This is a genomic window from Psychrobacter sp. FME13 (genome assembly GCF_014861395.1).
In the GTDB taxonomy this organism is placed as follows: Bacteria; Pseudomonadota; Gammaproteobacteria; order Pseudomonadales; family Moraxellaceae; genus Psychrobacter.
In genome coordinates, this window is sequence record NZ_RRYV01000103.1 from 1 (window position 1) to 10,636 (window position 10,636).

Annotated in this window: 11 protein-coding genes and 1 pseudogene; 4 read left to right on the forward strand and 8 right to left on the reverse strand. The window is 42.7% G+C overall.

The annotated features are described in order from the left end of the window. Positions 1 to 405 precede the first annotated feature (405 nt). Positions 406 to 1,464: a 23S rRNA (adenine(1618)-N(6))-methyltransferase RlmF gene (gene rlmF, locus EI164_RS11335; RefSeq protein WP_192520078.1), complete on the reverse strand. Its 1,059-nt coding sequence runs from the start codon at positions 1,462 to 1,464 to the stop codon at positions 406 to 408. A gap of 29 nt (positions 1,465 to 1,493) precedes the next feature. After that, positions 1,494 to 2,219, reverse strand: a complete 726-nt coding sequence (locus tag EI164_RS11340) for a LysE family translocator (protein WP_192520071.1) — start codon at positions 2,217 to 2,219, stop codon at positions 1,494 to 1,496. A gap of 245 nt (positions 2,220 to 2,464) precedes the next feature. Here EI164_RS11340 and EI164_RS11345 point away from each other — a divergent pair, with 245 nt between their 5' ends. Next, positions 2,465 to 3,265: a crotonase/enoyl-CoA hydratase family protein gene (locus tag EI164_RS11345; protein WP_192520072.1), complete on the forward strand. Its 801-nt coding sequence runs from the start codon at positions 2,465 to 2,467 to the stop codon at positions 3,263 to 3,265. A 67-nt stretch (positions 3,266 to 3,332) separates the two neighbouring features. Here EI164_RS11345 and EI164_RS11350 read toward each other — a convergent pair whose 3' ends face one another. From EI164_RS11350 to EI164_RS11365, 4 genes are all read right to left on the reverse strand, one after another. Then, a complete protein-coding gene (locus EI164_RS11350) occupies positions 3,333 to 3,989 on the reverse strand; it encodes a CDP-alcohol phosphatidyltransferase family protein (RefSeq protein WP_192520073.1) in 657 nt (218 codons plus the stop codon). After that, positions 3,982 to 4,389 carry a hypothetical protein gene (locus EI164_RS11355; protein WP_192520074.1) on the reverse strand — a complete coding sequence of 136 codons (408 nt, stop codon included), beginning with the start codon at positions 4,387 to 4,389 and terminating at the stop codon, positions 3,982 to 3,984. Before EI164_RS11355 ends, EI164_RS11350 begins: the two co-directional genes overlap by 8 nt. 464 nt (positions 4,390 to 4,853) lie before the next feature. Further along, positions 4,854 to 5,372: an IS630 family transposase gene (locus tag EI164_RS11360; protein WP_192520079.1), complete on the reverse strand. Its 519-nt coding sequence runs from the start codon at positions 5,370 to 5,372 to the stop codon at positions 4,854 to 4,856. Between the two features lie 20 nt (positions 5,373 to 5,392). Next, positions 5,393 to 5,701 (reverse strand): IS630 transposase-related protein, encoded by a 309-nt coding sequence (locus EI164_RS11365; protein ID WP_225739248.1) that lies wholly within the window; start codon positions 5,699 to 5,701, stop codon positions 5,393 to 5,395. Positions 5,702 to 5,763: 62 nt separating this feature from the next. Here EI164_RS11365 and EI164_RS11370 point away from each other — a divergent pair, with 62 nt between their 5' ends. Together EI164_RS11370 and EI164_RS17065 are read left to right on the forward strand one after the other, a co-directional pair. Continuing rightward, the gene (locus EI164_RS11370) at positions 5,764 to 6,423 is read left to right on the forward strand and encodes an SEL1-like repeat protein (protein ID WP_192520075.1); all 660 of its coding nucleotides are present in this window, start codon (positions 5,764 to 5,766) and stop codon (positions 6,421 to 6,423) included. Between the two features lie 41 nt (positions 6,424 to 6,464). Next, positions 6,465 to 6,575 (forward strand): annotated as a pseudogene (locus EI164_RS17065) (enoyl-CoA hydratase); the annotation flags it as partial. A gap of 181 nt (positions 6,576 to 6,756) precedes the next feature. On the opposite strand, the gene EI164_RS11375 reads toward EI164_RS17065, so the two are convergent. Then, positions 6,757 to 7,764 (reverse strand): hypothetical protein, encoded by a 1,008-nt coding sequence (locus EI164_RS11375; protein WP_192520076.1) that lies wholly within the window; start codon positions 7,762 to 7,764, stop codon positions 6,757 to 6,759. A gap of 465 nt (positions 7,765 to 8,229) precedes the next feature. Here EI164_RS11375 and EI164_RS11380 point away from each other — a divergent pair, with 465 nt between their 5' ends. Continuing rightward, complete coding sequence (locus tag EI164_RS11380) at positions 8,230 to 9,411, forward strand: MalY/PatB family protein (RefSeq protein ID WP_192520077.1); 1,182 nt, start codon at positions 8,230 to 8,232, stop codon at positions 9,409 to 9,411. Positions 9,412 to 9,517: 106 nt separating this feature from the next. Here EI164_RS11380 and EI164_RS11385 read toward each other — a convergent pair whose 3' ends face one another. Beyond that, positions 9,518 to 10,582, reverse strand: a complete 1,065-nt coding sequence (locus tag EI164_RS11385; protein ID WP_318779544.1) for a BCCT family transporter — start codon at positions 10,580 to 10,582, stop codon at positions 9,518 to 9,520. Positions 10,583 to 10,636 lie beyond the last annotated feature (54 nt).

Sequence of the window (10,636 nt, forward strand, 5' to 3'; positions counted from 1 at the left end):
TAGGCTTAGATGTGTATAGCTCATGGTTGCAATCTCACTTTGGTCGGTGGATAAAAACTTTGATGCTAGCGCATCTAGGTCTTTTTTTCACCTTGCATTTGGTATTGCACTTCATGTGTGAATCTAAGCTATAAAATAAATACAGCGATACGGGTTACGTTTTGCGCCGCCTCTGTCTGCGTAGGCACAGCAAGCAAGAAAAAAGTAACCCATATCATGTAGTTGCACCTCTTTTATTTAGGACTGGCTATACTTAGGTTTTTACTTAGTTTTAATAAAGATTAGCCTTTATTAAAATTAGTCGTTGTAAAAATTAATCCTTAAAAAAAGGCACCGCTTTGATATTCAAAGCGGTGCCTTTTTTTGTTTCACGTGAAACAAGGTGTGAGTAGTCTTGTTTAGTGATTACTCTTCGTCGGTATCGAAACGCCATGCCAATAGACGCGTGCTTTTTTGGCCTTGGCTCATCTCAATGATACGCATTTGAGTGACATTCAATTGCTTTAGTAGCAACTGTAAAGGCTTTACGTTTTCAGACTTTGAGACGAGGCTAGTAAACCAACCGACATGCTCTGCAAAGCTCTGACTCTCTTTTATCATCTTGGTTAAGAATGCAATCTCGCCACCTTCACTCCACAGCTCTTTATGTTGACCACCGAAGTTTAGGTTTTGTGCGGCATTCCCTGACTTGGTTGAATGACGACTGATTTGAGGGCTTTCGTTTTTACCACGATGGCGTTGTAGGTTATGCTGCTTACGGCTATTGGCTTCCATTGCCTCTTCTAAAGACGCATGAAACGGAGGATTACAAACCACGATATCAAAATAATCCTGACGACCAATGATGTTTTTAAAGATAAATTTAGGCTCAGGCTGGAGCTTTACTTTAACTGAGTTTTTTAGTTTTGGGTTTGAGTCACAAATTAACGCTGCGGTATTGACTGAAATAGGATCAATGTCGCTTGCGGTAAAGCGCCAGCCATAACTCTGGCTGCCAACGATAGGGTAGATGGCACTAGCACCAGTACCGATATCAAGCGCGTGAATCTCTTTGCCTGTCGGCGGTGTGTTATCAGCATTTACGTGAGTGGTTTGCGCCAATAAATCCGCGATGTAGTGAATATAATCTGCACGACCAGGGATAGGCGGGCATAGATAGCCTTCAGGAATATCCCAAAACTTGACCCCATAATAGTTGGCCAACAGTGCTCTATTGAGCACGCGCACAGCCTGATGATCCGAGAAGTTAATCGTCGACTCACCTTTAGGATTGGTAATCGTATGTTCAGCAAGCTCGGGTAAGGCGCGAGTCAGTACCGCAAAGTCATAACGACCTTGGTGCGGGTTACGTGGGTGCAGCTGACCGAGTTTTTTTGCGGTCGCAGGAGATCTGTTTCTGTGCTTACTGTTCGAGGGATAACTGGTCATAGTGCGTGGCTTTGATGTTTGAATATAATCAACCATTTTAGCAGATTTCGCCGCAAACAAACGTTTTATCGGTTACGTAAAATGAGGTTTAATCCCAATACTATCATCGCTGTACCTAATACGCGGTCGATCCAATGCTCAAACCTTTGAAAGCGGCGGTGAATAGCAGGGATAGAGAGTAGCATTACGACCGTACTAAACCATGACATCTGTAAGATCATCATCCATACGCCATAAATAGCCAGTTGCCAAAGCGGTATATCAGGCGACAATACCAGCGTAAAGATAGCGACAAAATAGACAGGCGCTTTTGGATTAAAGACATTACAAAAGAACCCGCGACGTATAGTGGCAAACGTTGATTCTGTATTATTAGGGGGTTTTTGAAGGGCAGTAGGGTTATCAGGCATAGGATTGCCAGACAGTGCTGTTTGATGGATAAACTTCTCTTGTGAAGTATCAGAGTTTGAGGCTATGTCCTCAATTGGCGTTGATGGCTTTTTAGGCTTGGCTTGGATGCCCTGCCAACCGAGATAAATTAGATAACCACCGCCCAACCATTTAATGGTAGTCAATAACGGCTGCGAGTGAGCAATGACCGTCGCCAGTCCCAATACCGAGTAAATAATATGCACGGCAAGACCTAAGGTAATACCGAGACTACAAATCAAACCAGTGCGTCGACCTTTTGCCAATGTCTGCTGCGATACTAAGACAAAGTCAGGCCCTGGTGAGGCGGCAGCGAGTAGATGGACGCTGGTGATAAGCAAAAAACCGTGCCAAAATTCCATAAAGTGCTCTGAGTGATGTCTTAAGTTGGATAATGGTTACACTGAACGCAAATGAGGTCAACTGATATTAAACTACGCTTTATTCGTGGCAGTTCTGCTGCTTGTGTTATAGCGCGAGGGTGTCTATATTAAAAGTGGGTCTATCGACAAATTTCTGTGAGTAAAGTCTCGAGATTTGACCATATAACCACCTACTATATAACCAACCACTATAAGACAATGATTACTTGAACAAGGATGAAACCATGACTACGGACAGTAACAGCACAGACAATCGCATCACTTATGACACGCAAGGCCACGTTTGCCTTGTCGGGCTCAATCGTGCCAATAAACGTAACGCCTTTGACAGTCATATGATCGGGCAGCTGTCTGATGCGATGACCCGCTACGAGCAAGACGACAACTTACGCTGTGCGCTGATATTTGCCCATGGTGATCACTTTACCGCTGGGTTGGACTTGGTCGAGTTACAAGACAAGCTAAACGATGGCGTGTTTGAGTTTAATGATGATCAAATCGATCCATGGGGTATCAGTGGAAAACTACGTACTAAGCCTGTAGTCGTCGCGGTTAAGGGCACGTGCTTTACCGTAGCTATCGAGCTGATGCTAAACAGTGACGTGGTGATCGCCAGTGATAACTGCAACTTTGCACAAATGGAAGTCCAGCGCGGCATCATGCCATTTGGTGGGGCGACGGTACGCTTTGTCGCGGCTGCAGGCTGGCAAAAAGCCATGCCGTATCTACTTACTGGTAAAGCATTCGATGCGCAGACGGCTGATAGACTGAATCTGGTCAGTGAGGTAGTAGCTAATGGGTCTGAGTATGAGCGCGCATTGACGTTGGCACAAGAAATTTGCAAAGCTGCGCCTTTGGGCGTCAGAGGTACATTATCATCAGCGCAAGATGCGAGCCGTAATGGGGCTGCGACCGCATTAGCCAATATCCATAGTTATCTGCCGCCGCTGTTTCATTCAGAAGATGCAAAAGAGGGCGTAATGGCGATGGTTGAGAGACGTGAAGCTGAGTTTACGGGACGCTAGGGCTGCAAATGATTAAGTCTTCAATGTCGCTATTTAGGTACCAGCATAGCGGCATTGATGATATTTTTTAGGCGTTTTCCTCGAGATATCGATAAGCGGTTATCGTTCGATTGGTTATCGTTATGATACAGCCAGCAATGATAATGATGAGAGTGACTAACATAGTCAGAGTCTGAGCCCATAATAGTGGCTCAATCGCTGTCACGATACAAGTGGCGGTCAGCAGTGCCATGCGATGCTGTTTGGCCATCGGTCCTGCAAAGTTAGCAGGCGCCCCGATACTCACAGATAGCGTACGGACATACGCAGTTAATACGGCAAGCAATCCTGCCGCCCAGCCCAGTATGGCCGCCCAGTCCACCACTGTAACGGCGTAACCAGCCGCAATCAATATCAGTGGGTCAGCGATTCGATCAGGGATATCGTTGTACAGCTCTCCTGCCGCTGTGCCTTTACCGCCTTCGACGGCAACCATACCATCAAATAGATTACACAATAAGCGACATTGAATAAATAGGGCTGCTGCGATGGGTAGTAACCACAAGCTAATGCCGTTTGCGTAAGGTAGGGCAAAGAGACAGATCGCGGACAGTGCTGCAAACACCACGCTCAAAATCGAGATTTGGTTGGGTGTGATGTTTTTATTACTCAGCCACTGCGCGATACTTTTAGCAAAACCTGCGCTACGGACTTTTAGGGGGCGACGACCTTCGATTTCAGACATGGTGTTCCTTAGCGTGGGTCGCTGTTTTATTTAACTTTAGTGCCGTTACTACACAAAAAGTAAAAGCAACCGTCAATGCGGGTGCGATAGTGAGCAGTATCTTTGAGGTACCTGCCAATGTGTGCGCTAGTATCAGTGCGCTGCCAGTCAGGCTGACTGAAATGATAGCTGGCAGGATGATACGCAAAGGCGTCTTTGGTAGTAGATGAAATATAAATGTCACCATGTGTACCAGTATTAGAGTAATGCAGAAGCTGGCTAGTGCTTGGGTAAGTGCGGATATAAGTCTAGTATCTGACCCGCTATTGGCGTAATAAGCCCAACTGCCCCAAATAATAAAAGCGAGTGCCGCAGAGCTGATGTTAAACGCTAGACTTAGGCGGGTTTTTTCCTGGTGCACGTTGGTTTCCGTATAGAGCGATAGCATCAATTTTGCAAGCCATATTGAAGTATCTCTTGCACTTTATTTGCTGTATCAGTATGGATTTTTATGGTTGATTGATCTTGAATTAATCGTATAGAGCTGACTATAATCGATTTTAACGTATATCGTTTTGTAAAACTAGGTGCGGATTACTCATGTGAAAATGGATTTATGTACTAAAAAGAGTCTTCTTGTGTTTTAGAGCCGCTCTGTATGGTTGAGTTCAAATATTTTCGATACAAGGAAACCGAGTGCAAGCTATACCTTAGTAAGGTCAGCAGGGGTGACGATGCAGCAGATTTATATGAATGTGACTATATCTTGCAGATCACAGTGGTTGAACGTTGTGAAACTGAGTTGATAGGTCGTTAGACTTAACAATATAAGGTCAACTATGATGAAAAGGTTATTGCTATCAGCAGGTCTGTTGTTATGTATAGTCAGTCTAGAATAAAAGAGATACAACCCATATCATGAAACAGCTTAGGTAGATTATTCTCCATCCAGCCTTGACGTAGAAATTTTGCCTGTGCCCACTTCTTTTCAATGGGATTTAGATCAGGGCTGTAGGGTGGCAACCAAAGAATACGATGGCCATGTCTGTTCAGTAGTTTTTGAATGCATTTGTTCTTATGAAATCTAGCATTGTCCATCACGATCACACATTTTGTTTTAAGACTTGGTATTAGCGTGTGTTTGCACCAGTGGTAGAATATGCTGCTGTTAATATTTTGCTCAAAGTAATCTAAGGCAAATAACATTTTTTCATAGAGCGCACCAATAACGTTAGTGCGCTTTCTTGCTTGCCAGTTATAGCTGTCGATACAGGGTTTACCTATCGGTGCATAGCCATGAGAACGAATGGTTTCAGCCTCAAAGCCGCTTTCATCCATGTACACAATGGGATAGCCTTGCTGCATAAAACTATTGAGCTTACTCTGATACGCTGCTCTTTTTATCGGACACGCTTTTGGATGTTCTAAGGTCTTTTTTTTTGACTGATACCAAGGCGCTTTAGGGCAATATCAATGCCTGACTTGCTACAGCCTAAACGTTGAGCTCGCTCGTACATGTAATCGTCTGGATACTGCGCGACGTCTTTGAGAAGTGCTTCATTTGGTATTTTACTGGGTGGCTTATCCCGAGTTTGTTTGATACTTGGGTTTTTCAGCCAACGCTGTAAAGTGGTTTTGCTGATGTCATAGAAAATACAAGCTTGACGAATGCTCATGTCTTTGTCTTTGACGCTTTTTATAACTTGCGTTCGAAAGTCTGCTGAGTAAGTCATAATGATTATATCTTTCTCTTTATTTTAAAAGCATTGTATCTTATTTATAAAAGACTGACTATATGTCATCAGGACATGCAGACGTTCAAACGTATACGCCAACACATGACAAAAACCATACCCATACGAAAATACAAGGCTGCGACAAGATCGAAGCTTACGATGATTATCTCCTTGAAGAATCTAATATTCTAGAAGCAAATATAGACACCCAAGGGATAATTGATGCTTGTCAGTACGCGGTATCAGAAAACCCTAATAACCCCTATGATATTTATCAATTAGCCCAAGCTTATTACAATCATAAGGATTATGCCCAAGCCTATGATTACTATCGTCAAGCTGCCGAGGATGGTTATGCCCCTGCCGAGCAAAGTCTGGGTAAGCTTTATAGGATGGGCCGCGGGGTTGTTCAATCTGATGCTGAAGCGGCGAAGTGGTTTTTGAAAGCGGCAAAGCAAGGAGACGTCCATGCGCAGTCTGATCTGGGCGGAATGTATTATCAAGGTCGTGGCGTGGTGCAATCTCATGAGCAAGCGCTAAAGTGGACATCATTGGCCGCCGAACAGGGTGATTCTTATGCTCAGTATAATGTGGGGCTTATCTATGAGACGGGTAGAGGCGTCACTCAGTCATACGAGAAAGCAATAGAGTGGTATCAAAAATCTGCCGATCAAGGCAATACTTCTGCGCAATCCAAACTGGACTACCTGCAACGTTAGTTTTATCTCAGCGATTATTTAACTATTAGGTAAAAAGCGGTGCATTTGCCAATATCCATAGCTATCTGCCGCTGCTCTTTCATTCAGAAGATGCAAAAGAGGGCGTAATGGCGATGGTTGAGAGACGTGAGGCTGGGTTTAAGGGGAGGTAGATGTCATTTGATAAGTAGAGTTAACGCTATATGTAGTTGCATTCAGTGCATAATGCAATTACCAATATATCTTCAAAAAGTAGTTAGGCGAGAACATAAATAGTCGTAGTTGATATCCGCTAAATCACTATAAATATCATAATTTTAGCTACCATTAGGAATTTATATTTGTTAGTAGGGTTTACGTATTATTTCTATCAAAGTCATGACTGTTAAACAAGGTGTTTATCTCACTCAACCAGCGTTTATCCAAGTTTTTAATAGGTTTGCCAATAGTGACTGCCTCATGTTTGGTGGTATTAGGATAAGCATTCATTAGCATCTGGTTAATATGGCTCATGGAGGTCGGTGTGACATGCTGGGCGCTATTATTAACGTATTGCTTCAGCGCTCGTAAGTTACGCAAGCGTTTTTCGGGTGTGTCTAAATGATCATAATTAGTGGTTTGATAGGCGCTTACAATTAAGACATCTGGTATGGTTTTTTCTAATAAATGTGCACACCAACGACTATGACCATCGATGACAATATGGCTGAGCATAGAACTTTGCCACCATAACAGTAAAGGCGGACAAGCTTTCTCTCTTATCTTTTTTCGCCACCACTTTACACGCCCATCATGAGCACAAGGTAAAGGTTTTAATGGTAATGGCGTACTTGGAGATTGGTTCCAATCTATTCTGATATGACTTTCTCTTGGATACTCAAAAGTATAATTACATTCTTGATGCAAAAAGCTCCAGTAATAGCGTGGGGTTAATTTAACTAAATTACTTTCAGCCTCTTGCATTGATTCAGGATTGAAGGGGGGTGTAATGCGCCAGTGCCCTTGGTGTAAAAAGCTGGCAGGAGTATTAATTAAAGCTTTTGCAAAGAAATTCGCCCAGTAGCGAGCAGGGTTGGATGGGTTAGCTTGTTTAAAGCTTTCAATATTCGCCGAAGTAATAGGATTAATAGGCATCTGTTGACGTAGCCAAAGTTTATTTGGACGGAAAAAATCTATATTATTATAATCTTCAGAAATTCTACCCCAATATAAAGTATGGTCATGACTACCTAATAAAAATCGTTGCTTCGCACCACCAGTAAACAGATGATAGTATGTTTCAAAGCTAGATGGGACATCAATTTGAGTGAACTGCCATTGTTCATAGGCATTTATATGCTCGTAAAAATAGGCACCTGACATTATTCATTTCCATTTTTAGTTTTTTAGATTGAAAAATAGTAAATCAGTTACTTAATTCTGATAAAACATCTATAAGGGTTATATCTATATTAGGGTATATTATCTAGGGCGTGTTCTTATCTAAAATGTAATGTTCAGATTGAGGACATGCTCTAGTACTCTAGATGATAATCTCACCAATAAAAGTGAACAGCTAAAATAAAATGAAATTTAGATAAATATTCGTCCAAATGCTAACAGATATTTGAAGGGAGTATTGTTTTTTATACTTTATTCAAGGTAGTAGATCATAGCGAATGGCAGGATTGGCTCCTGCATTTAGCTATTTAATCAACACGCAAATCCCTGCCAAATAATCTCGCATTAACCACATCGCATACCGATATCACAACCATAAAGCCATTGGCGATGACACCCTTCATGTTGTACCCTAAACCACTATTTTTATAATTAAGAAGAAACCCAATGCAATACAACTTTGATGAAATAATCGATAGAAGTAATACAGGCTCACTCAAGTGGCACTATACCGATGACACGATTCCGCTATGGGTCGCAGACATGGACTTTAAAGCCGCCCAACCTATTTTAGATTCAATTGAGCAAATCGTGCAGCATGGTATATTGGGCTATACCAAACCTACCGATGCCCTGTATGACTCGATTATTCAGTGGCATGGCAGTCGTTATGATTTGCCGCTGAAAAAGCAGAATATACTGTTTTCCCCCGGTGTCGTACCAAGCCTAGCGCTAATGATGAATGTCTTTACCGAAGTAGGTGAGGCAGTACTGGTCAACGATCCTATTTATACGCCGTTTATGAGTAAGGTTGAGCAGAATGGTCGTCGGCTCATAATCTCTGCGTTACAAGAGGTTGAGGGTAAGTATCAGCTGGATTTAGCCGATATCGAAGCCAAAATCATCGAGCATGACGTTAAGCTTTATCTGCTGTGCAACCCGCAAAATCCGGGCGGGCGTGTATGGACGACAGATGAGTTAGAAGCACTGCTTACGATTTGCAAAAAGCACAATGTAGCGATTGTCAGTGATGAGATTCATCAAGATTTGGCCTTGACTGGTCACACGTTTACGCCATTTCTAACCCTAGCTAAAGGCTATGAGCACAATGTAGTCAGCCTGACATCGATGACCAAAACCTTTAACATCGCGGGTATCAAAGGCTCTATGATATTTGCGACAGATGAAGCATTGGTCCAAAAAATCAGCCAACAGCAGCAGTTAAATGACGAATACGAGCTAAATCTATTTGCTTATACAGCGATGCGTGTGGCTTATGAGCAGGGCGGTGAGTGGCTGACGCAGGCGCTGAGTTATATTGAAGCCAATATTGAGTTAACCGTACAGTTTTTAAATCAGCACCTGCCTAAGATTAAGGTCATGCGTCCAGAAGCTTCGTACTTAATTTGGATAGATTGCTCAGCGTATGGTCAAGACGATCAAGTGCTATATGACACACTGCGAGCTGCCAAGGTTGAGCTGAGCGCAGGATTCAAATATGGTGAGGAAGGGCGTCTTAAAATGCGTATTAACGTGGCCTGTCCTAGAGCATTACTACTCGAAGGATTAAATCGTATGCATATGGCATTGAGTGAGATGACATTGAGTGAGTCAGCCGAAGCTATATAATTGACTGATATAGCGGACAAATAAAAAGGCTGAACTATCGATATAGTCCAGCCTTTTTTGGTGTTTTAGAATAATATCAAACGGCAACCATTGTGACGCTCAATGCTTAGTTATTATTTTCAGGGTTCTCCGCATTTTCAGTATCCTCACGCATCTGCTCCCACTCTTCATTTTGATGCAGGACTGAGCCTTCTAGTGCTTCTGAAGTTTCGCCTTCTTCCCACGGCGCATTGTCAGGTAGCTCTTCGATATGGATAGTTTTGACACTGTAGTCAGGTTGATACTCAAGGTCATACCGAGCGGCTTTAATCACAGATATCATCATCATACCCAAAATAATGATGAGCGGTGCACCAGCGAAAATAGACGCGGTTTGTAAAGTTTGTAGATCTCCTAAGAACATCAAGGTAGCGGGTAATAAACACAAAGTGAATGCCCAAAACAAGCGATTCCAACGATGCGGCTCATCATCCACTTCTTTTTGGACGACAGACGCCAATATATAAGAGATAGAGTCAAAGGTTGTGGCAGTAAAGATAATCGATAAAAAGGTAAATACCGCGATGACTAAATAAGACATCGGTAAGCTATTTAAGATAGCAAAGATGGCAGCGGTTGGAGATTCGTTATTGAGTACCGCCACTACATCGACCGCCCCCGTCAACTGTAAATACAGACCGTAATTGCCTAAGATAACCATAAACATAGCACAGCCAAGCGAGCCATAAAACATTGACCCTACTACCATATTACGTATCGTACGACCTCGCGAGATTTTGGCAATAAACAATCCAATCGTTGGTGCAAATACTAACCACCATGCCCAATAAAACACCGTCCAATCTTGTGGAAAGGTTGTGTGTTCAAAACCGAACTCTGGGAAGTCTTTGAATGGCTCGATATACGTCATCATGCGCGGCATTTCAGTGATAGAGCGCCCGATAGCCTCTAATCCAGTATTCAAAATAAAGACAGTTGGACCGACAACCAAAATGAATAATAAGAAAATGACAGCCAAGTAAAAGTTAATGTTAGAGAGCTTTTGGATGCCGCCTTTTAGCCCTTGATAGGCGCTATAAGCAAAAATTATAGTCGTGACTAATAACACGACAATCTGCATCGTGGTGTTACGTGGCAAACCAAATAGATTGTATAAGCCTTCATTGATCACCCCCTATGGCAGGATAGTTGTCACCCCTAAATAATAATTCCAAAGGGGACAATG